The sequence below is a fragment of the Paenibacillus haidiansis genome, assembly GCF_036553665.1.
Lineage (GTDB): Bacteria > Bacillota > Bacilli > Paenibacillales > Paenibacillaceae > Fontibacillus > Fontibacillus haidiansis.
The window spans coordinates 64,116-86,392 of sequence record NZ_JAZHPZ010000013.1; the positions used below are offsets into that span (position 1 = coordinate 64,116).

20 protein-coding genes are annotated in these 22,277 nt (G+C 56.7%); 7 read left to right on the top strand and 13 right to left on the bottom strand.

What is annotated here, in order from left to right; genetic code table 11:
- Positions 1 to 52: 52 nt before the first annotated feature.
- From V3851_RS20595 to V3851_RS20650, 12 genes are all read right to left on the bottom strand, one after another.
- Positions 53 to 2,119 (bottom strand): molybdopterin-containing oxidoreductase family protein, encoded by a 2,067-nt coding sequence (locus tag V3851_RS20595; RefSeq protein ID WP_331848444.1) that lies wholly within the window; start codon positions 2,117 to 2,119, stop codon positions 53 to 55.
- Positions 2,120 to 2,305: 186 nt separating this feature from the next.
- Positions 2,306 to 3,133 (bottom strand): formate/nitrite transporter family protein, encoded by an 828-nt coding sequence (locus V3851_RS20600; RefSeq protein ID WP_331848445.1) that lies wholly within the window; start codon positions 3,131 to 3,133, stop codon positions 2,306 to 2,308.
- 188 nt (positions 3,134 to 3,321) lie between these two features.
- Positions 3,322 to 4,683, bottom strand: a complete 1,362-nt coding sequence (locus V3851_RS20605; RefSeq protein ID WP_331848446.1) for an FAD-dependent oxidoreductase — start codon at positions 4,681 to 4,683, stop codon at positions 3,322 to 3,324.
- Between the two features lie 492 nt (positions 4,684 to 5,175).
- On the bottom strand, positions 5,176 to 5,991 hold the full coding sequence (locus V3851_RS20610) for a (2Fe-2S)-binding protein (protein ID WP_331848447.1): 816 nt from the start codon (positions 5,989 to 5,991) through the stop codon (positions 5,176 to 5,178).
- 34 nt (positions 5,992 to 6,025) lie between these two features.
- Positions 6,026 to 6,889 carry an ABC transporter ATP-binding protein gene (locus V3851_RS20615; RefSeq protein ID WP_331848448.1) on the bottom strand — a complete coding sequence of 288 codons (864 nt, stop codon included), beginning with the start codon at positions 6,887 to 6,889 and terminating at the stop codon, positions 6,026 to 6,028.
- Between the two features lie 433 nt (positions 6,890 to 7,322).
- Entirely contained in the window at positions 7,323 to 8,273 is a 951-nt protein-coding gene (locus V3851_RS20620) for a M15 family metallopeptidase (protein ID WP_331848449.1), read from the bottom strand.
- Between the two features lie 148 nt (positions 8,274 to 8,421).
- On the bottom strand, positions 8,422 to 9,855 hold the full coding sequence (locus V3851_RS20625) for a DEAD/DEAH box helicase (protein ID WP_331848450.1): 1,434 nt from the start codon (positions 9,853 to 9,855) through the stop codon (positions 8,422 to 8,424).
- A gap of 549 nt (positions 9,856 to 10,404) precedes the next feature.
- Entirely contained in the window at positions 10,405 to 12,075 is a 1,671-nt protein-coding gene (locus V3851_RS20630) for an ABC1 kinase family protein (RefSeq protein ID WP_331848451.1), read from the bottom strand.
- Positions 12,076 to 12,078: 3 nt separating this feature from the next.
- Positions 12,079 to 12,387: a phasin family protein gene (locus V3851_RS20635; RefSeq protein ID WP_331848452.1), complete on the bottom strand. Its 309-nt coding sequence runs from the start codon at positions 12,385 to 12,387 to the stop codon at positions 12,079 to 12,081.
- A gap of 88 nt (positions 12,388 to 12,475) precedes the next feature.
- Entirely contained in the window at positions 12,476 to 13,336 is an 861-nt protein-coding gene (locus V3851_RS20640; protein WP_331848453.1) for a uroporphyrinogen-III synthase, read from the bottom strand.
- Between the two features lie 151 nt (positions 13,337 to 13,487).
- Positions 13,488 to 14,306, bottom strand: coding sequence for a winged helix-turn-helix transcriptional regulator (locus V3851_RS20645; RefSeq protein ID WP_331848454.1), 819 nt, complete (start codon positions 14,304 to 14,306; stop codon positions 13,488 to 13,490).
- On the bottom strand, positions 14,288 to 14,677 hold the full coding sequence (locus V3851_RS20650) for a Fur family transcriptional regulator (protein WP_331848455.1): 390 nt from the start codon (positions 14,675 to 14,677) through the stop codon (positions 14,288 to 14,290). Before V3851_RS20650 ends, V3851_RS20645 begins: the two co-directional genes overlap by 19 nt.
- Before the next feature lie 155 nt (positions 14,678 to 14,832).
- Between V3851_RS20650 and V3851_RS20655 the strand changes: the two genes are divergently transcribed.
- The 4 genes from V3851_RS20655 to V3851_RS20670 all read left to right on the top strand — a co-directional run bounded on the left by V3851_RS20655 (position 14,833) and on the right by V3851_RS20670 (position 18,501).
- Entirely contained in the window at positions 14,833 to 16,398 is a 1,566-nt protein-coding gene (locus V3851_RS20655; RefSeq protein WP_331848456.1) for an FAD-dependent oxidoreductase, read from the top strand.
- Between the two features lie 222 nt (positions 16,399 to 16,620).
- Positions 16,621 to 16,947 (top strand): PadR family transcriptional regulator, encoded by a 327-nt coding sequence (locus V3851_RS20660; protein WP_331848457.1) that lies wholly within the window; start codon positions 16,621 to 16,623, stop codon positions 16,945 to 16,947.
- On the top strand, positions 16,944 to 17,564 hold the full coding sequence (locus tag V3851_RS20665) for a DUF1700 domain-containing protein (RefSeq protein ID WP_331848458.1): 621 nt from the start codon (positions 16,944 to 16,946) through the stop codon (positions 17,562 to 17,564). The genes V3851_RS20660 and V3851_RS20665 overlap by 4 nt, the downstream gene beginning before the upstream one ends.
- Positions 17,557 to 18,501 (top strand): DUF4097 family beta strand repeat-containing protein, encoded by a 945-nt coding sequence (locus tag V3851_RS20670; RefSeq protein WP_331848459.1) that lies wholly within the window; start codon positions 17,557 to 17,559, stop codon positions 18,499 to 18,501. Before V3851_RS20665 ends, V3851_RS20670 begins: the two co-directional genes overlap by 8 nt.
- A gap of 57 nt (positions 18,502 to 18,558) precedes the next feature.
- Here the strand turns inward: V3851_RS20670 and V3851_RS20675 are convergent, their stop codons facing one another.
- A complete protein-coding gene (locus V3851_RS20675) occupies positions 18,559 to 19,023 on the bottom strand; it encodes a hypothetical protein (protein ID WP_331848460.1) in 465 nt (154 codons plus the stop codon).
- Between the two features lie 249 nt (positions 19,024 to 19,272).
- Here V3851_RS20675 and V3851_RS20680 point away from each other — a divergent pair, with 249 nt between their 5' ends.
- The 3 genes from V3851_RS20680 (at position 19,273) to V3851_RS20690 (ending at position 22,228) form a co-directional block, all read left to right on the top strand.
- Entirely contained in the window at positions 19,273 to 19,422 is a 150-nt protein-coding gene (locus V3851_RS20680) for an RAxF-45 family protein (RefSeq protein ID WP_331848461.1), read from the top strand.
- A 106-nt stretch (positions 19,423 to 19,528) separates the two neighbouring features.
- Positions 19,529 to 21,499, top strand: a complete 1,971-nt coding sequence (abc-f, locus tag V3851_RS20685; protein ID WP_331848462.1) for a ribosomal protection-like ABC-F family protein — start codon at positions 19,529 to 19,531, stop codon at positions 21,497 to 21,499.
- Positions 21,500 to 21,538: 39 nt separating this feature from the next.
- Entirely contained in the window at positions 21,539 to 22,228 is a 690-nt protein-coding gene (locus V3851_RS20690) for a DNA-3-methyladenine glycosylase family protein (RefSeq protein ID WP_331848463.1), read from the top strand.
- Positions 22,229 to 22,277: the final 49 nt, after the last annotated feature.

Genomic DNA, 22,277 nt, shown 5'->3' on the forward strand with positions numbered 1-22,277 from the left:
GCTGCCCGGATTATCATAGTATCGCTCAAAAGGGCAGCCTAGGCAAGCACATTTATTGCCGCTTTACTTCGACAACGGTGGAGAAAAAGACGGCTCCGCCGCCCATGTCGGCCAGCCTGTCCGGGGTCAGCGCATTGGCGCGCCGGCGCTCGCCGCCTTGCTCCCACCATAACCCCTGGCTTACCACCGTGCCCGGCAGCATTTTCTCGGTCACGGCCGCCTTGACCCGGTAGCTGCCCCGGTCGTTTTGGACGACGACCATGTCGCCGTCCTCGATGCCGCGCGGAGCCGCATCCTGCGGATGGATTTGCAATAGCGGGTTCTTTTCGAGCGCCGTCAGCTTTTCCACGTTGCCGAAGGTCGAATTCAGGAAGCTGTGGTTCGGCGGCGAAACGAACATCAGCGGATAAGCCTCATCCGCCCCCGGCCGGCGCTCCCCGTCATATCCCTCGGCGAGCGGCACATAGGTCGGCAGCGGCGGAAGGCCGGCTTCGGCCATGGCGGACGAATACAGCTCGATCTTCCCGGAGGGTGTCTGGAGCTGATCCAGGTACTGTTCCTTGGGCGCCATATTCAGCTTCACCATCCGCTGCTCCCGAAGGCCCTCCAAAGTAACGCCTTCCATATACGGGTTGCCCGTATTTTGAAGCGCCTGGCGGATCATATCCTCTTCCGTATCAAGGAAGGCCTCATCCTCAAAGCCCATCGCGGCCGCCAGCAGCTTGAATACCTCCACATTGCTCTTGCTCTCGCCGCGGGCGGGGATCACCGGCTCCTGAATCTGGATGTAATGATGCCAATACGAGGCATAGAGATCGGTATTTTCAAAAGAGGAAGTAGCCGGGAGCACGATGTCCGCAAATTTGGCCGTATCGGTCAGGAACAGATCATGCACAACGGTAAACAGATCCTCCCGGCTAAACCCGCGCTCCACCTTGTTCGTATCCGGCGCGACCACCACCGGGTTCGAGCAGTAAACGAACATCGCCCGGATCGGCGGATCCAGGGTCAGCAAGGCTTCTCCGATTCGATTCATGTTGATCGTCCGGGCATCGTGATCATGTCTCAATTCCGGACGTTCCAGCGCGTCCGTATTCATATCGGCATAGGCGCTGTTCATCTTGTACGCGCCGCCGCCCGGAACGAGCCACTGGCCGGTTAAGGCCGGGAGGCAGCTGATCGCGCGGACGTTCATCCCGCCGTTGTCGTGGTGCTGGAGCCCGTTGCCCATATGAATATAGGCCGGCGAGGTTTCCCCGTACATCACGGCCAGCGCCTCGATGTCCCCGGCGGGAATACCGGTAATCGCCGATACCCGTTCCGGGGTATAAGCCTTCACATGCTCGCGAAGCTGTTCGTGTCCGACCGTATAACGCGCAAGAAACGGCTCATTCACAAGCCCGCGCGCAAACAGCACATGCATCATCCCGAGGGCGAGCGCCGTGTCCGTTCCCGGATGGAGCGGAATGAACCAATCGGCCCGCTGGCCCGTACGGTTCTTGTGGACATCGATCACGACCAGCTTCGCCCCCTGCTTCCTCGCCTTCTCGATCAGCGCGATCTGATGCATGTTCGTGCTGACCAGATTGCCGCCCCACACGATAATCAGCTTGGCCTTGACCGTATCCTCGGGGCTTACCCCGCCGCCGAAGCCCATCGTATATTTCCAGCCGGCGTTGCCCGCGGCGGTGCAGATGCTCCGCTGCAGCTTGGACGCCCCCAGCCGGTTGAAAAAGCGCCGGTCCATGCCTTCGACGCTGAGAATCCCCATATTGCCGTAAAAATTATAAGGCAGTATACTTTCCGGCCCATGTTCTTCAATCAGCGCCTTAAAGCGTCCGGCGATCTCCGCGATCGCTTCGTCCCAGCCAATCCGTTCAAACTTTCCTTCTCCCTTGGCCCCGACGCGTCTCATCGGATACAGCACCCGCTCCGGATGATAGACCCGCTCGGCCATATTCCGCACCTTGTTGCAGATGGCGCCCTGCGTGATCGGATGCGCGGGGTTCCCCGTCACTTTGACGATCTTACCGTTCTCTTTATGCAGCAGCAAACCGCAGGTGTCCGGGCAGTCCAGCGGGCACACTGCGGGAAAGATTCCGTTCTCCTCATGGATCATATGGTCATCCCCTCTCTCCTGTCTAAATTATTGTAGAAAAAAAGTCCGCTCCGTGTCTACTGGCGATGTTTGCTTTTAGCTTGGCACTAATTCTGCCGGACGGACAGCAAGTCTTCTCCGGTACATAAAAAAAGCCGCCTCCCAAAGCGGGAAGCGGCCGGTACTTGATTCAAGCGAATCCGTCGGTTATGCGGATTTGTTCACGGTTGCCGGGTTAGCGGCGGAAGCGGCCTGATGCTTCACTGCACCCGGCTTCAAATAAGCCGTCCAGTAGGCCCCGGCGACGAACAGCGCGCCGCCCGTCAGATTGCCGAGCCAAACGGGTATAAAATTCATGAAGTATTCTCCCCAGGAAAAATAGCCTTCAAAAATGGCCGCCGGGATCAGGAACATGTTGGCAACAACGTGCTGGAATCCGATCGCGACGAACGCCATGGTCGGGAACCAGATGCCGAGGATTTTCCCGCTCATATTATCCGCGCCGTAGGACAGCCAGACGGCAAGCGCGACGAGCCAGTTACAGCCGATCCCCGAGACAAAAGCCTGCAAGAATCCGTCTTCCAATTTATGCCCCGCCATATCCACGAGCTTGTCGAGATACACCCCGCTGGAGGTCAGTCCGACAATATGCCCAAAAAAATAAGCGACAAACAGCGCGCCCACGAAGTTGCTGACGGTAATCAGGATAATATTTTTAAATACTTCGCCGGTCGAAATCCGCCCCGCCATCCGCGCCAGCGGCACGGCCATCATATTGCCTGTCAGCAATTCGCCGCCTGCAAGCAGCACCAGAATCAGACCGATCGGAAACACCGCCGCGCCGATAAAGTTGGCGATCGAGCCCCATTCTTTCGGAGCGCCCGCAATGACGCGTATATCCAGCAAAAAGCCGAGGGCGATAAAAGCGCCGCCCAAAAATCCGAGAATCAAAACCGTCAGCAAGGGATTGTGCGCTTTCTTGACGCCCATTTCGACCGTTACGCTCGCGATTTGATCCGGTTTATTGTAAGCCATGGTTCATTCTCCTCCGGGACTTTGATGATATGAGTCAATTGTATCTTGGACCGGTTCCGGGATAAGTAACATTCGTCACGAAATGACCCTTTATAGTGAAAAACTTCACAAAAAAATAAGAAAAAACGGCTGCCTGCAAGGGTAAACCCTGCGGCAGCCGTTTGGTGTCCCGCTCAAGCGTTATCCGTTCAAGCGCGCACCGTTTCGCGCGCCGGCACTTCCGGCAAAGCTCCAAGGCCTGCGCTGTTCAGGAAGTTCCACGGTTTGTTGTAATGCGGCTGGAAGAAGAAATCGACGAAGGCCAACTCTTCCATCTTCATCCCGTTCTGAATGCAGACCGAGATCGTGTTGATCGATTGCGTCAAATCGGCTTTGGACATGATTTGCGCCCCGAGAATGCGCCGGGTCGCTTTTTCATAGACCACCTTCAGCATGACTTGCTCGTGCGTCGGCATGAATTCCGGGCGGTAGCTGTCGTTGATCAACACCGCTTCCGCTTCGATTCCGGCTTCCTTTGCAGCCGCTTCCGTCATCCCGGTCCCGGCGATGTTGTCCTCGTAGATTTTGATGCCCGATGTTCCTTGCGTCCCCATATATTTCACTGTAGGCGCCACCAGATTGCGGGCGACCAGCGTTCCCATCCGTACGGCGTTCGTCGCGAGCGGAATATAGGCGTGTTTTCCCGTCGGGTTGTAGAAGATCGCGCAGCTGTCGCCTGCCGCATATACGTCCGCCGCGCTGGTCCGCATATATTCGTCCACGATGATCGCGCCGTTCCCCAGCATATCGACCTGCCCTTTCAAGAGTTCCGTGTTCGGGCGGAAGCCGATGCACATGATGACGAGGTCGGCATCATATTGGCCTTTGTCGGTGACTACTTGGCTCACCTTGCCGTTGTCTCCTGTGAATTTGGTCACTTTCTCGCCTAAAGCAAGCTTGATTCCGTGTTCGCGGAGCGAAGCCTCGATCTTATCCGTATATTCGGCATCCAGGTACTTGCTCAAAATGCGGTCCTCCGCATCGATCAGCGTCACTTGCTTGCCGTTCAATTGAAACGCCTCGACCAGCTCGACTCCGATATAACCCGCGCCGACCACGACGATGTTATTCGCTTGCTGCGATTTTTCGATGATGGTATTCGAATGATTGAAGTTTTTCGAGAGCAAAATGTTGTCCAGCTCAATGCCTTCAAATTTCGGTACGATCGGCCACGAGCCGGTTGTCACGATCAGCTTGTCGAACGTATCGTCGAACTCCGCTCCGGTTTCCAGGTTGCGTGCGCGCAGTGTTTTCCCGGCCGTGTCCACCGAGATCACTTCATGCCGCATCTTCGTGTTGACCCCAAGCTCGGCCAGTTGCTGCGGCGACGAATAGAACAAGCCTTGCGGATCTTTAACCATGCCCCCCACATAAAGGGCGATCCCGCACGACAGGAATGAAATATTGTCATTGCGCTCGTACACCGTAATTTCCGCATCCGGGTACAGGTTCGCCGTATTTACAATCGCCGCCGTCCCTGCGTGAGTACATCCGATAACCGCTACTTTCATGATTTCTTCCTCCTCATATCCCCATTTTCTAATATCTGTAACATATCGGGGCATTATTTGTGAAATATGTCACTTATAAATCTGCTCATTTGTGAATTTGTTCACCTGATAACTCTATTATAGTGTGACATTTTTCACATTGCAAGGGGAAAGATGACGATTCGCAAAATATTCACAATTTTAAATATCTCGGTAGCGGACAGAAACGCCCGTTATACCCGGAAATTCGGGGTTTTGAATTTCTAACGGTCGTGGACGACCGTTAGAGGCAAATATTTCTACGGGAAACGGATTGTTTTACGCTCTAACGGGCGAAGACGTCCGTTACAAGTCAAATGGCTCGCTCAGACCGGCTCTAACGGTCATGGATGACCGCCAAATGACGAACCGGGCGCAACAGATCCGTCATGCGCCGGGCCAGCCGGGAATGAGGCTAAGCCGGACGATTCGACGCAAAAAGGGCCGGGCCAACAGGTTGGCCCAGCCCGGTTATTATGAATTGGCTTGCTCTTTAGCCACAGCGGCAGCCGCGGCGGTAATCTCGCGGTACATGGCTTCCCTATCCGCCTTGGTCAGCTTCGGGCAGCCGTAGCAATACCCGGAGCTCTCGGTCCGGTAAGCCAGACAGCAGGTCGGCTTCATCCGCGTCGCTTCGCCGGGGTGGTAAGGATCGTCAAGCCAGGTCTCCTTCAGATCATAAGGATTCCGCTTCAACCCAAACCACTCCGCCTCGAGTCCTTTGGTCAAAAAAGCATAACTCTCCATGAGTTGTGCTTGGCCTGCCGGGTCTCCGATCTGCTTGCCGATATAGTCTAGATAGTATTCCACGCCCAGCGGCATTTGTCCCCACAGCTGCATCACCGGCAGCTTGGATACCGCGGCGGCCGTCTCCATGACGGGCCGGAGCGTCTCCCGAACATAATGCCCCAAGGTCTCCCGACGCCAGGAGTCTTCCCGATCAACCGGCCAGGATCGCACCGAAGCGTTCTTCAGGACAAAAAAGACATACGGATAGTTGTTTACCATCTCAATTTGAAGCGTGAGATTGGCGAGCGACAAATCCGGGCTTCCGTCACAAACCGTCATCAAATAGAGCGCGGCGGTAAGCATGACGCGCCAGCTTGCCGCGTAATAGGTCGCCGCGACCTGGAGGTCTTGGCCTTTGATCAGCTCCTGATACCGCTTCAGCAGCCGCTCCGCCTCCTGCCGGTCGGTCAATAAATCCGCCGGAATCGTGACGAGGGCGTTCTCTCTTTCCCGGGTTACAACATAGAGCGCTTGCTCCAGCAGTCCAAAATCGATGTTCATCTTCTTGCCTCCGAACTTTGCACGCGGCTATTTCCTACAGGATCGAGGCGATTTTGGCGGCCGGTTCCGAATTTTTGCCGGCCCCGGTCCGCAGCGTTTTCCCTCCCGCAGCTGCGCGATACAGCTCATACGGTAGACAAAGCGGCACGCCGCTGCGGGGATCGGTCACGATATCCGCTTCAATTCCGAACACTTCGCGCAGTACTTCGGAAGTAACCACCTCTTCCGGAGCGCCTACGGCGACCGCCTCGCCTTTTTTAATCGCGATCATATGATGGGCATATCTGGCGGCATGGTTCAAATCATGAACGACCATGACGATGGTCCGCGAAGACTCCGCGTTCAATTCCTCAAGCAGCTGCAGCACCTCGAGCTGGTGCGCCATATCCAGGAAGGTCGTCGGTTCGTCCAGGAACAGGATATCCGTCTCCTGGGCCAGAGCCATGGCGATCCAGGCCCGCTGCCGCTGGCCCCCGGACAAATGCTCGAGCGCGCGGTCGCTGAATTCCTGCATACGGGTCGCTTCGATCGCCCATTCGATAATTTTGCGGTCTTCCGTTTTCAGTCCGCCGAATCCTTTCTGATGCGGAAACCGTCCGTATGAAACCAGCTCATACACCGTCAGTCCCTCGGGAGCGGTCGGATTCTGCGGTAAAATCGCCAGTTGTTTGGCCACATCCCGGGTCGATTGCTTATGAATCGATTTGCCGTCGAGCAGTACGCTCCCGTTCTTGGGCTGCAAAATCCGGGCCATCGTCTTCAAAATCGTCGATTTCCCCGAGCCGTTGGCGCCGACAAGCGCCGTAATTTTCCCTTGCGGAATCGATATGTTCAGGTCCTGAACAATCATCCGATCCTCATATGCGATATCCAAATGCGCGGTCTTCAATGAGGCCATGACCATCTTCCTTTCCCTTTTTGACCATAAAGCTGCAAAAATTTACGGCCAATGCGCTTCTTTCGCGAAATTTGAACCCACCATATTCCAACAAGCGAACAACGAAGCTGAATCTTCGCTCATTCTTCGCCTAATCTTCACTTGATCTTCATTTTATGATCTTCTACTCTTAAAGATACTGATAATCATTATCAAATGTCAACTAGAACTTCCGTCCTATCGGAAGCAAAAAAGAAACTTTCGAAAATTCCTGCGAAAATGCAGATTTTCCGGAGTTAAGTCCATATACAAAAAAAAATTCCTGCAATAATGCAGGAATTTTCCTTATACCCGCCGATTGGCGGGATAAACTAGACAATACAAGCACTTTTGCAGGAATTTCCGTTGAAAACGGCGCTATATCCGAAAAAAGGTGTATTTTTGCAGGAATCCTCTACGGGTTTGCCGAAACCGGCACAGCGTCATAATACTCTTCCAGCGTGATACCGCGGCTTGCGATTTCCCCCGCGATTTCCTTGCCTACATAACGAAGATGCCATGGTTCGTATTTATAACCGGTGATATCCTCTTGACCTTCCGGATAACGGATAATGAAGCCGTAGTCCGTGGCATGCTCGGCCAGCCAGGCCGCTTCCTTCGTCTCTCCGAAGCAATCCTCCGCGGCGCATTTCCCATCGCTGGCCGACACGTCGATCGCCAGCCCCGTTTCATGCTCACTGTGTCCCGGCACGGCGCTGTAGGTTTTGGCTTTCTCCAGGCCGTCTTTCTCGACATAGCGGTTAAACAGCGAGGTCTGCGTGCTATGGGAACGGTAGGCGGATACGCCCGCCAAATAGATGCCGTCCTCTTCCGCGCCGGCGAACAGCTCCTCCAAAGCGGAAGCCGCTTCGCTGCGCATCATGCGTTTTTCGATCTTATCTTTGAATGTGAAGCGGACGTCCGGATAAACGAGATCGTCCGGCTCATAATCGTCGGGTAAGGCGAACTCCTTGTTTACAAGCACAGCCACGCTTTCCGGGTCGGCCATGGCGGCCTTGCTGTCCGAACCCGAGCCCGTCGTATTCCCGCCGTCGCCGTCTTCGGACCCGCCTTGGGCCGTGCCGTCGCCGGCTGCCCCGTTCCCGGGCGACGCCGCGTTTCCGTCGGTTCCGGAACCCCCGTTATTCACAGCGGCATTCGATCCGCCATTCGTACCGTTATCGGTTCCGCCTTCGTTTCCGGCATTCGCCCCGTTGCCTGCCCCTTCATTGTCCGTGTCGGAAATTTCCGTACCGGCCGACTGGTCGGCCGGCGTATCGTTGCAAGCCGTAAACAAGACGGCGGTTAAGCCAAGAACGATAGCGGCGGCGATGGTTCTCCATCCCTTGCCCTTGCTATGCTTCATGATGAGTTCCTCCCGTGTATTTCTGCAGTTGCTTTTTCTATTTACAAGACGTGCCGACAATGAAAATAGTTTCTGACAATAATTGTGTAATAACTAGCCTCGAAGCGTGAAGAACCCCGTGGCGAGCACGAGGCAGGCCGCGGTTCTATCAACGGCCGCGCCGTCCCCGCCCGCTGTCGCTGCGGCCGCGCTTGCCTCCGGCCCGCTGGTCGCGGCCGCTGCCGTTGCGCCCGCTTCCGCTAGGGCCGCGTCCATGGCCGGAGCCGCGCCCCGCGCCGCCTTGCCCGCGCGAGCCGCCGCCCGCCTTGGCGCCTGCCGCTTGCCCCCGGCGCTGCCCGCCGCCAGGCCGGGCCTCGCCTTGCTGCGGCCGGCCGCTCCGGCCCGGCGCACCGTCCGCGGCGGGACGGCCTTTCCCGCCAGCGGCCTTGGCCTTGCCGGCCGTGCCTCCGACGGCGGCGACGCCGTCCTTCTCGTAGCGCTGCCGCTCCAGGCGGCGCCCGATGCCGCGCTCGATAGTCCGCAGCGCTTCCGCATCCTTCGGCGCTGCAAACGTCACGGCGACGCCCTTCTCCCCGGCCCGGCCCGTACGGCCGATCCGGTGGATATAACTATCGACATCATGCGGAATATCGTAGTTGAACACATGCGTCACGCCCTCGACGTCGATGCCGCGGGCGGCCACATCGGTCGCCACCAGCAGCTCCAGCTTGGCGTCGCGGAAGGCCCGCATCACCTGCTCGCGCTTCGCCTGCGACAAATCGCCGTGCAGTTCGTCCGAAGCGAAGCCCGCCTCCCGCAGCGCTTCGTTCAGCGTGCTGGCCCGGCGCTTGGTCCGGCAGAAGATGACCGCCAAATACGGGCGGTGCTGGCGGATCATCGTTTTCAGCGCATCCTGTTTGGTCCGGTCGGTGCATTCCACTGCGATCTGGCGGATGCTGTCCAGCGTCACCCGCGACGTTTCCGCGATCCGGATATCGCGGGGCTGCTGCATGTAAGCCTTGGCCAGACGTTTGACATTATCCGGCATCGTCGCCGAGAACAGCATCGTCTGACGACTACGCGGCACAAGGCGGATAATCTCCTCCACCTCCGCCAAAAAGCCCATATGCAGCATCTGGTCCGCTTCGTCCAGCACCAGCAGGCGGACAGCGCCGAGCGTAAGCGAGCCGCGGCGCAAATGATCGAGCAGCCGGCCCGGCGTGCCGATCACGAGCTGGGCCCCGTTCTTCAGTTTGCGGAGCTGACGCTCCACGTCCTGTCCGCCGTAAGCGGCGAGGACGGACAGCCCCTCGCGTGCAGCTGCCAGCTTGCGGGCCTCCGCCGTAATCTGGATCGCCAGCTCGCGCGTCGGAGTAATAATCAGCGCCTGCGCGTCGGGGCGGTCCGGGCGAATCTTCTCCATGATCGGCAGCAGGAACGCCAGCGTCTTACCGGTGCCGGTTTGCGCCTGGACGATCACATCCTCGCCCGCAAGCAGTTCGGGAATCGCCTTTTCCTGTACCGGGGTAGGATTCGTAATCCCTTGGCCCCGCAATATTTGTAAAACGGCCTTCGACAGGCCCATTTGCTCAAAAGTCGTCAAAAGGTTCACCTCATTAATTATTAACCCACTTTTTATAGACGCATTCTATCCGGATTCCCGGCCATTCCGGTTTTAACCCGGGTCTAACCACATGCATCCGGTCCATAAAGCGGGCTCTCTTATTGTACCAGAGATTGCCCCGAAAAACCGTCCGGCATAAAAATTGCTCCATGTTCCTGTATTCCTGTCACGGTCAATATTCTACCGGACATATAGGACCTTATGCACCTTAAAATCGGATCTGCGGATTTCTCACGGACACATCGGCCCTTATTCGCGATAAAGCAAAGAAAAAAGTCAATATTCACTAGTTTAACGGCCCCCGTGTCCACAATTCCCTGAAAACGATAAACTTATCGCATATAGCGTCCCTCATGTCCGTTCAAAACACTCCAAACGCCGCAAAATATCATATCGTCAAAACGCAGCTATTATTGTAATTTACCGATCGACCCGGCCGAACGAAAAAACCGGCAAGCCCTCGAGGCTCACCGGCGAACTCATACTCAGGAACTAAACCGCAGAACAATCTCCACCCCGTTCCAAATCCTAAAACCGACCGGACTTGAAAATAGAATAAAGCAGCCAGATGACCATCAACCCGGCGACAATAAAGCCGATTTCGATCGCGGGGACGTCCCAGAGCAAGGTCGGCCTGCTGGTCAAGGACGAACCGATAATCAGCCCGACCATAATAATGCTGAATGCAAGAAGTACGAGGCTGAAAGACAGCCGGTTCCCGATCTGATCGAGCTTCCTCAGGATATGCTCCGTTTCCGGGACGCTCATCTCCAGCCTGACCTTGCCCTTTCCGACCAGGGTGGCCAAACGGCTCACCTGCCGGGGCAGGCTCGTAAAAGCGTCCGCCAGATCGATGGCCCCGTCGACCAGGTGTTTGCCGAGGTTGCGGGTGCCGAACTTCTCCCGCAGCAGCTTCTTGCCGAAAGGCTCCGCCAAATCTAGGATTGAAAGCTGCGGATCGAGCGTGAGCGCCACCCCCTCCAGGGTGAGCAGCGCCTTGCCGAGCAGCAGCAGGTCCGGCGGGAGGATAATATGATGGCGCTGGGCGGTGGCAAACAGATCCCGCAGCGCTTCTCCGATGCTGATCTCCGTAAACGGGATATCATAATACCGGGTATGAAGACGTTCGAGATCGGCCCGCAATTTATCAAGGTCGGCGTCGTCCTCCAGCAGCCCCATCCGCAATACCGCCCGCAGCATGCCCTCGTTGCTCCGGCGCATCAGCGCGATCACGAGCGAAGACAGATGGTCCCGCATTTCGGGGCTTAGTCTGCCGATCATCCCGAAATCGATAAACGCCAGTTTGCCGTCCGGGGTGGCAAGCAGGTTGCCGGGATGCGGGTCGGCATGGAAGAACCCGCCCGTAAAAATCTGCTCGAGCATCGCATTCACCAACCGTTCGGCAAGCTCGCCGGTGCCGAAGCCGCTTCGCTTCAGCTCGGCGGTCCGGTTCAGATGAATGCCTTCCACGAAATCCATCGTCAACACCTTGGGCGTCGAGCAGAGCCAATGAACGGACGGAATATAAATCTCTCCGCTGTCCGCAAACTGCCGGCGGATTTTCTCCATATTCCGGGCCTCGATGCCGTAATCGAGTTCGGCCAGGATCGAGCGCGCAAACTCCTCCACCAGTTGCGGGAGCTGATACCGGGTGACCCACGGAAACCGCTTCTTCATAACGGCCGTCAGGTTTTTGAGGATGTCCAGATCGCGCTCCACCTGAGGAACCACGCCGGGCCGTTGAATTTTGATCGCCACGGCCTCTCCGGTGACCAGTCGTCCTTTATGGACTTGTCCGATCGATGCAGCGGCGATCGGCACCTCGTCGAACGAGGCCAGCACCTCGGATACGGGCATCGCAAGCTCGCGCTCCATGATCCCAAGAGCTTCCTCGCCCGGAAACGGCGGAACCTGATCCTGGAGCTTGACGAGCTCGGCGATAATCGCCTCCGGAAGCAGGTCCGAGCGGGTGCTGGCAAGCTGGCCGAGCTTGACGAAGGTCGGGCCAAGCTCCTCCAGCACCAGACGGATTCGTTCGCCGAGCGTCAGGCTGCCGGGCTCGGGCTTGTGAAGCCAGCGAAGCGGTACGGCGAACAGCTTGGTGAGGCCGATCTCCTCGGCCAAATAACCGAAGCCCTGGCGGCCGAGCGCCAGGGCGATTTCACGGTAACGGCTGGAATGCCGGACGCGAATGGCCATGGCTTACGGCTGCTCGATCTCGGCCAGCTTGATTTCCAGTTCCGCCACCCGCCGCGTCAATTCCTCCACTTCCTTGGCGGAAGCGAGCCCCATGGATTGAAGCGCGGATTTCACTTGTTCGTTCACCAGCTCCTTGAAGCGGGCTTGCTCTTCCGCTCCCTTATCGATCAGACGTTCCACAAGCTGCTTTGATTCCGAAGGGGCGAGCTCGCCGCGTTTTACCAATTCGTCGACAAGGCTTTCCACCTTCTCTTTGCTGACGATCGTCAGCCCCCATCCCAGGGAGATGGCCTTCTTTAACAAATCGCTCATGTGTATCATCCTTTCTATATTCATCCAGGGATCGAATAGCTTAATCCTTTACTTTAGTAATACCCATGGTTCCGCTTATTCCTACCTATTACCGCCGATTGTCCGTTGAAGCCGCGCTCGACGGGCCCGTCAGCGGCTCCGCCTCTCCGGCGTAATAACGGGCCAGCTCGATCATCATACTGCCCATTCGTTCCTCCCGGGGCGCGACGACCCGCGGCACGCCCGCTTCAAACAAGCCTTGCGCCGTAACCTTGCCGACGGCCACCGCGATCACCGGTCCGCTCAGCGCTTCCATCAGGTCTTCGTACTTCCCTTGCGAGGCCGCATGCTCCATCAGGAACCGGACCTGCGGGCCGCTCGTAAAGGTAACCGCATCGACACTGCCGCCGACGATATCCCTGAGCAGCCGGTCCAGATCTTCCCGGGGCGGAGCAATATGCCGGTAAGGGAGAATTTGCCGGCATGTCGCGCCCTGCCCCTCCAGCCATGCCGCCAGCCGGGGAGCCGGATCGCCGTGGAGCTGCAGGATGACGTCCTTCCCTCGAAGATCGTGCTCGGCCAAGCCGCGAATCAGCCCTTCCGTGCTGCCGTCGTCATCGCGAACGACGGGGACGAGCTGGCGCTTTTTCAGCGTATTCGCCGTCTTATATCCCCTTGCCGCAATGCGGCCTTCGCGGAGGATATCCCAAAATTGCCCGGCCACCCCCATATCCTCGGCAAGGTCGAACAGCGCGTCGAGGCCCATCCCCGTCGTGAAAATCGCCCAGTCCGGCGGCTGCTTAACCCAGGAGACAAGACCGCTTTGCAAATCGGCGTCATTCAGCAGCACGGTTCCTTGCGCCGGTCTGTTTAACGGGATACCCCCCAAATTGCCGACCAGCTTGCCGAGTTCCTCGGCCCGGCGCGGTCCGGTGATGGCGATTCTTTTTCCTTCCAGTCTGCGTGCCATATGGTTCCTCCCTGTTCCCAGCCATGACGGCTTCTATGCTCTTTCTTATATTTCCAGATTAAACGACGAAAGGGAGGAAGTAAATCATTTCAAAAAAAACAAAAAAAAGGCCGCCCCTATGCATTATCCGCATATAGGACAGCCTCTGTGATCAATCGGCCAGCCGGTAACCGACGCCTCTTACGGTTGCGATGTACGTCGAGTTTACCGCCCGATCGCCCAGCTTCTTGCGCAGGCTCTTGATGTGAACATCCACGATGTTGCTGCCGCCGAGGAACGAGGTTCCCCACACTTCGGCCAGCAAATCCTCCCGGGACAGCACCGTGCCTTCCCGTTCAAGGATTTTGACGAGCAGCTCGTATTCCGTCTTGGTCAGCTCGATCTTCGTTCCGTTGCGATAAACCGACATCTTCTTGCGGTCGATCCACAAATCCTTGAAGATCGCCGGGGAAGTTCCGGTCAACAGCCGGGATGCCGGAGCTCGCTTCGGTCCCGTGCGGATGATCCGCTGAGCGTGATAGACGATTTCTCCGGGACGGGACGGCCATACCAGCAGCTCTTGATCCCTCATCCCCTGATCCAGGCGGGGAAGGATCTCCTCATTGACCAGCAGCAGGGACGGGATATCCCCGACCTCTTGCACCAGCGATTTGATCGGGGCGACCTCCTCCATACTGCGGAACGGTGTCAGATCGAACACCAGCAAATCCGCCGCCTGGGCGTTGCGGATGCCTTGGTCCCAGTGATGGAATACAAGAACGTCGAAACAGCCTTCCGACAAATCGCGGACCAGTTCATGGATTCCGCTCGGGTAAGGGCTGACCAGAATGACGCGCTGCGTTACCGGACACATCTCTATGCCGTCATAAGGATGAGACGGCGCCGGTTGGCTCGCCTCCTCCGGACGCCGGATCGGCGTTACCGTTGCTCCCTGCATGCGTCCATGGCTCTTTACTTCTTCTGCCGACACGATGGACACACCCCCCCGAATACGACGTGGGCATGATGCACATCATACCCCGTCTCTTTCGCTACAGCCAAGCTCCATTCCTCGGGCACCTGCGTCATGACTTCATCCACCCGGCCGCATACCTCGCACAGAATATGCTGATGATCGTCGAGTTTGGCGTCGTACCGGCTGGCGGTCTCGCCCAGCTTCAGTTCCCGGATCAGCTCCTTGTCGGCCAAATACCGCAGCGAGTTGTATACCGTACCATAGGCGAAATTATAGCCTTGTTCAACAAGCCGGTTCATGACCTCCGCCGCCGTGGGGTGATCATGGGAATTGCGGACGACATCGTACACCGCTTTCCGTTGAGTCGTCAAATTTAGTGATTTCATATATATGCGCATCCTTTAAATACTATTTTAGACTTAGTATAAGTCTTAATTCACGATACGTCAATTTTTCTATCCAAATCATTCCCGGCTCCCTCGTTTCTTATCTCCTTGCGGTGGTAATAATGAAAAAATAAACCATCAAGGAGGAAACCTCTATGAACAGCAGCTCGTTCACTTCTCCCGGATTGCCCAAATTTCCGCAATCGCTATGGAGAGAAACGGCGACTTCCCCTTCTTTCCCCGCGCTGGAACGCGATATTCAAACCGACGTTCTCATCGCGGGGGCCGGAATTACCGGAATCACCACCGCCTATCTGCTGGTCAAGGCAGGGCTTAAGGTAGCCGTCGTGGACGCCGGCAGCATTCTCGACGGAACCACCGGCTATACGACCGCGAAAATCACATCCCAGCACGGGTTGATCTACGATCAACTGATCGCCCATTTCGGCGAGGAAGCGGCCAGGCTGTATTTTGAAGCGAACGAGGAAGGACATCGCTTCATCGAAGAAACGGTCCGCGAGCATTCAATCGACTGCGATCTCAAACCGGAAGACGCCTATATTTATGCCGATTCCGACGAACAGCTCGGGAAATTGGAAAAAGAATGGGACGCTTACCAGAGGCTGGACCTGCCCGCGGAGTGGTGCGACACGATCCCCCTGCCCATTGAGGTCAAGGGAGCGATCAAACTGCGGGATCAAGCCAGATTCCACCCGCTGAAATATTTGCATGTGCTGGTCGATTACGTGGCTAAGCACGGGGGCGATTTTTACGAATATACGACGATGGGCGATTCCGCCGAGGAAACCGGGGATGGCAAGCTTATGCTGAAAACGGAAAACGGGATTACTATTACGTGCCGGTACGCGGTATCCGCTTCGCATTATCCTTTTTACGACGGGGGCGGGTTATACTTCACCAGGCTGCATGCCGACCGTTCCTATGTCGTGGCGATTGAGCCGGAAACCCCGTTCGCGGGCGGCATGTACATTAACTGCGGCAATCCGAAGCGGTCGCTTAGAGCAGCCGAAATGGACGGCAAGGAAGTAATCCTGGTCGGCGGCGAATCGCATAAAACCGGACAAAGCGACTGTACCATCAAGCATTATGAAGAACTGGAGAAATTCGGAGGCATGACGTTCGGCGCCAAAAGCATTCCTTACCGCTGGTCCGCCCAGGATCTCGTCACCATCGACCAGGTGCCTTATATCGGCCCGGTCACCTCGGGCCATCCGCATATTCTTATCGCCACGGGCTTCCGAAAGTGGGGAATGACGAGCGGGACGCTCGCCGCGCTGCTGATCTCCGATCTGATTCAGGGCAAAGACAACCGGTATGCGGAGCTATTTACCCCTTCCCGCTTTAAAGCGGATCCCGGCCTGAAGAACCTGGCGGTGCAGAACGCCAATGTCGCTAAGGAGTTGATCTCCGGAAAGGTCGAGCTCGTGCACCGCAAGCTTGAGGACCTGATGCCCGATCAGGGCGGCGTGGTCAAGCATCTCGGCAAAAGAGCCGGAGCCTATCGGGACCCCGAGGGAAATATCCACCTGGTGGATACGACCTGTACGCATATGGGCTGCGAAACGAAATGGAATGCGGGCGAGCGCACCTGGGATTGCCCCTGCCACGGATCGCGGTTCGGTTATGACGGTCATGTGATCGAGGGTCCGGCTACGGAAGACCTTCCCAAGCTCACTCCACAGTACGGAAACCGTGAATAACGGCATTTCCGGTGCTCAAGCAAATACTAAAAAGGCGGTTGGAATATGGGAATTCTCCCTTGTCCAACCGCTTTCTTTTGGGCTTTAACATAAATATGAAAAATATGGTTCCACTATGTTGCATTAATCAGTACTGTATGATACTATCTATTCCGTGGTACTAATCAATATTCAATACTGATGAATTTTTAACAGCAAAACTTGAGATGAGGCGATATTGTCATGGATATTAGCGTCCAATTTAAAAAAGGCGCCCTGGAGTTATGCGTGCTGGTGCTTATCCATGAGCATGACCGCTACGGATATGAGCTGGCCCAGTCCGTGTCCCAGCATATCGAAGTGGCGGAGGGCGCGCTTTATCCCCTGCTCCGCAGGCTTGTGAGCGAAGGCTACTGTACGACTTATCTGCGGGAGTCTTCCGAAGGGCCTCCGCGTAAATATTACAAACTAACGCCCGAGGGCGAACGTTATGTTAAAAGACTCGTCATTGAGTGGAGACAGTTTGTCACTAGCGTATCGAACTTAATCGAGAAAGGAAGCCGCTTATGAATAAAAGCGAATTTTTAGCACAGCTTCATGATCATTTGTCCGTCCTTCCCCCCGAAGAGCGAAGCGAGCTGCTGGAGGACTTTGAAGCCCATTTCGCCTTCGCGCTGCAAAACGGGAAAACCGAAGAGGAAATCGCCCACGAGCTCGGCAATCCGGCCGAGCTGGCGAGGGACGCGATCGGGGAACGTTTTGCCTCCAAGGAGCCCGTCTACTGGTTTGACCCGACCGCCAATCCGGAGATCCCGGACCCTCCCCAACAAACGAACCATCCCGTAAAGGCGCCTCGGCGAGGCGGATTTGCGACGACCATGGTGTATACCGGACTCTTTTTTCTCAATTTGGTCGCCGTTCCGTTGTTGATTTCTTTCTGGGCGGTCTGGATCAGCCTGATTGCCTCGGCCATAAGCGGAATCGCGAGCCCGGTGCTGATAGGGCTTGATTATCTTGCGGGGAACGGATTTTACCCGGCGAAAGGATTTGCGACCATTTCCCTTGTCGGGATAGGCATTCTCCTCGCGATCGCATCGCGTTACCTGTTTAAGGCGCTGACCCGGATTAGCGTATCCTACTGGTCCTGGAATGTCCGGGCCACAAAAGGAGGGGCGAAGCATGAATAGCAAAAGGTGGTCTTGGCTGGCGATCGTCCTGATCGTTATCGGTGTTGCCGGAATGGCCTATCAAAAATTCGAATTTAAGAGCGAGGATCCTTATTTTGAGCGCAAATGGAAGCTGGAGGCGCTTGAATCCCTGGCGGTAGAGAGCAGTTACAATATGGAAGTGGAATTCATCGACAGCCCGGACGGCAGCAATTATATCGAGCTCAGCGGCGACTTGCCCCAGGATACGATCGACCGGCTTGAGTCGGCTTCCATAACCGGCCCGGATGTAGATCTGGACCTCACCGAGAAGTTTAAATTCAGCTTTCTGACCATAGACTTCCAGTCCCATAAGCAGCATCTGACCGTAGCGCTGGCCGATCGCGGCTTACTGGAGCAAATCAGCTTCAAACTTGGTTCCAATAACGGCAATCTTACCGGTCTGCGGGCGAAAAACATCGAACTGGCGGCAAATTCCGGAAATCTGACGGTCTCCTCCATCAATGCCGGGCAGCTTGCCATGAAGACTACATCGGGCAATTTGACGGCTACCGATATCGTTGGAAACACGGAAATCCGCATCGGCTCCGGCACCATCAAGGTGAAGAACCTGAAAGGCGACCTGGCGGCACACGGTTCATCAGGCAGCATTAGCGTGGACGAGGCCGAAGGCAACATGGAGGCGTCGCTAAACTCGGGGAGCATCAAGGTCAATGGTTTTACCGGAAACGGCATGTTCAAAACCACCTCCGGCAACGTCACCCTTAACGGCCAGCGTTCGGACTCGCTCGATATTTCCGTTTCCTCCGGCAATGTCACTTTGGATCCCGATCCCGGTTTTAAAGGAATCTATGATTTGAAGACCTCGTCCGGTACTGTGAAAAGTCCCGAATCGCCTATGGAGACGAAAGATATCATCAAGATTAGAACAACCTCGGGAAATATTAAAGTGCAATAAAATAAACAAGGGTTGAGCCCGGCCGTGTAAGGCCGGAGTTCAACCCTTGTCTCTCTATTAAGCGATTTCCCGCGCCGTTTCCTCCGCGATCGCATCGCGGTAAGCCTGCAGGGAATAATAAATGACCGTGTCCAACATTTCTATGTCTGCATCCGGCACCAAGCTTCTCGCATAGTCCCAGGCGTTTTCTTCGATCCGGAGGGCAATCCTCTTCCGCTCCAGCTCGCTTTCGCACGTATCGTACCGATCGGACAGTTCCGACAGCGCGGAGTCCTCCGCATGGCCTAGCTCGTGGGCAAATACGATCCGCAGCAGCCGCTCATAGTCTTCCAGCGAACCGAACAGCGTTATGCACTGCTTCTTGATTTCGTCCAGATACATCGTGACCGAATGGTCCGAGGGACGGTATTTCCCGCCGACGTTGCGGCCGCCCGGAAACCGGGACTTGATCTTTACGGAGGCCTTGCTGCCTGACATATTCAGCAATTCGTCGAAGATTTGCTTCGCTGTTGTTCTTTCCAATTAGGCTCCCCTTACTTTACTCAAAATTGACACTTCGCTGCAACCGTAAAGGAGCCGCGTTTTTGGTCTAGTGCTGATTATAAAGGAATCAAAGCGGGAAATAAACAACCAACCTATCTTATTACCCGCTAAAACCAAGCGTTAAACAGTTACGTTTATGTGAACTTTTTCTTTTTCTTTTCTTTCTTGATTTTTCCATACTCAGCGCTTATACTTTCAATATCTGTTTACGACAAGGAGGTGGGTAAAGTGGATCGCAAATTTGCGTGGAGTCGAGTTAGCCAACTGCCGATGGCAATGTCTGGCATTTTTTACGCTGTATCCTTCAACGGGATCAGTCTGCCCATTTTTCATAACTCGATATCCAAACCAAATTGCGAGATGCCGCTCCTACCCTAACCTCACGGACTAATTTATTTAGCGTGTGTGAAGAAGGCTGCAGGTTTTCCTGCAGCCTTTTTGCGTATCTTTCGGAGCAAGGGGCGGCCGAAGGAGAGAATAAATCATGATGATTCAATGTGCTCATATTCAAAAATACTACGGTGCCGAACTGGTGCTGAGCGATGTAACGTTCGAAATCAAGGAAGGCGAAATTGTCGGGTTGATCGGCAGGAACGGAACGGGTAAGACGACGCTGATGTCCCTGCTGACAGGAGCGGATGTCCCCGATCAGGGCCAGTTGATGATCCGGAAAGACGCTTCCGTCGGCTCTTTGGCGCAAATCCCGGATTACGGCAGTGAAAAGTCGGTCTACGATGTGCTCCAGTCGGCCTTCCGGCCGCTGTTGGAGGCGAAGGAGGAAATGCGGAGGCTGGAGCAAGAGATGTCCGCCGCTTCCTCCGCTGGGCAGGAGTCCCGGCTTGAGCTGCTGCTCAAGCAGTACGGTGCGCTACAGGAGGCTTTCGAGCGCGGAGGAGGCTATGGAATCGAAGCCGACATCGACCGGGTGGCGGGCGGAATCGGCATTCCGCCAGAGCAGTATGACCGCCCTTTTTCCACGCTGTCCGGCGGGGAGAAAACCAAAGTCGGCCTTGCCGTCATTTTGCTGCAAAATCCGGACATTTTGCTGCTTGACGAGCCGACCAACCATCTCGACATGGCCGCGATCGAATGGCTCGAAGGCTTCCTGCGCGGATTCGGCGGGACCGTGGTGGTCATTTCCCATGACCGTTATTTTCTCGATGCCGTGGCGGAGAAGATCATCGAGCTCGAGGATGGAGAAGCATTCACTTACCACTGCAATTACAGCAAGTACAAAGAAGAAAAAGAAGCGCGGCTGCTGCAGCAGTTCGCCGATTATCAGGAACAGCAGAAAAAGATCAAAAAAATGCAGGAGACGATCAAACAGCTCATCGAATGGGGCAACCGCTCCAACCCGCCGAATCCGGGCTTCCACCGGCGCGCCGCTTCGATGCAAAAGGCGCTCGACCGCATGGTTAAGCTGAAGAAGCCGATTCTGGAGCGCAAGCGGATCGATCTGCAGCTTGAACAGAATGACCGCTCCGGCAAGGACGCGCTCATTCTCTCGGAGGTGGGCCAGTCCGCCGGAGGGCGGGTGCTCTACCGCGGCGTGAGCCATACGCTCCGTTACGGGGAGGCCGCGGCGCTCATCGGCGGCAACGGAGCCGGAAAGAGCACGCTGCTCAAGAGCATCCTCGGCTTCGCCGGACCGGACGAAGGCGAAATCCGCATCGGCGCCCGCGTCGAGGTCGGGTATCTGGCCCAGGAATCCGCGCCTGCGGACGAGGAAGGCACGGTGCTCCAATATTTCCGCGACGAGCTCGGCATGGAGACGGGGGAAGCCCGGAACCAGCTCGCCCGCTTCCTGTTCTACGGCAGCGACGTGTTCAAAAAGGTGTGCAGCTTGTCGGGCGGCGAATGGACGCGGCTGCGGCTGGCGATTCTGATGTACAGGAAGCCGAATCTGCTGCTGCTCGACGAGCCGACGAACCATCTCGACATCGACTCGCGGGAAGCGCTGGAGGAGGCATTGGAAGAGTACCCCGGCACGCTGCTGACCGTCTCGCACGACCGCTACTTCATCAACAAAATCGCCAGCCAGGTCTGGCTGTTGGAGGACGGGCGTCTGTCCGTCACGCCGGGCGATTTTGACGATTTCCGCGCGGAGCGGCTGAAGTCCGCAGCCGCACCGGGCGGGGCCGGCGGCGCGAAGGCAGCGTCCGGCGGCACTGCGGCGCAGGCGCCGCTTGAGCGGCCTGCCGCGGGTGCGCGCTCGGGCGCGGACACCGCGCCGGGGCGCAAGCCGAAGGCGGCGAACCCGGCGGGGGTCGCCAAGCTTGAGCGCGACATCGCCGCCGCCGAGGCGGAGCTGGCGGCGCTGGATGCAGCCATGCTGGAGCCGGAGGCGGCCTGCGACGCTGCACGGCTGGCCGAGCTGCTGGCCGCGCGGGAGGAGCTCCAGCATACAGTCGACGACATGCTGGAGCGGTATTTCGGCATGCTGGAGGAAGAATGATTTGACGCCAATCCACCTCGTATAGGAGGCTGTGTATTCATGGATGACAACAATCGCCATGCCGTATTTCACTTGCATCCCGAAGAGCCCCGGGTCAAACGGCTGGCCGCCGCTGATCCCCGGATGGGCATGCTGATCGCGCTGACCGGCGAGCTGCGGACGAAGCCGCGCGGACCGCATTTCGCCGAGCTGGCCCGCTCGATCATCGGCCAGCAAATTTCCGTCAAGGCCGCGGCGGCGATCCGCGGCCGGGTGCTGGAGCTGGCCGGGGATCTCTCCCCGGCCGCGCTGGCGGCCCAAAGCGACGAGGCTTTGCGGGCCGCCGGCCTGTCGGCTTCCAAGCTCGCCTACCTGCGCGATTTATGCGCCAAGGTGCTGTCCGGGGAAGTCGACCTGGACGGGCTCGGTTCGCGGAGCGACGAAGAAGCGGTCGAGGCCCTGCTCTCCATCAAGGGCATCGGACGCTGGACGGCCGAGATGTTCCTGATCTTCGCGCTGGGACGGGAGGATATTTTGTCCCTCGGAGACGCGGGACTGCAGCGCGCCGCGAAATGGGTATACGGCATGGAGGAGCGGGCGGACCGCAAATACCTGCAGCAGGTTGGGCATCTATGGGCGCCCTACCGCTCGGTCGCTTCCCTGTATTTATGGGATGCGATCAATGCAGGCCATGTCGACTCCGGCGAAACGCTGGAGGAAAGATGCGCCCGGACGGGTAAAACTTTTTGACCATTTTGCCCGCGACGCGATTGAGCAAGCTTTTTTATGGATATAAACA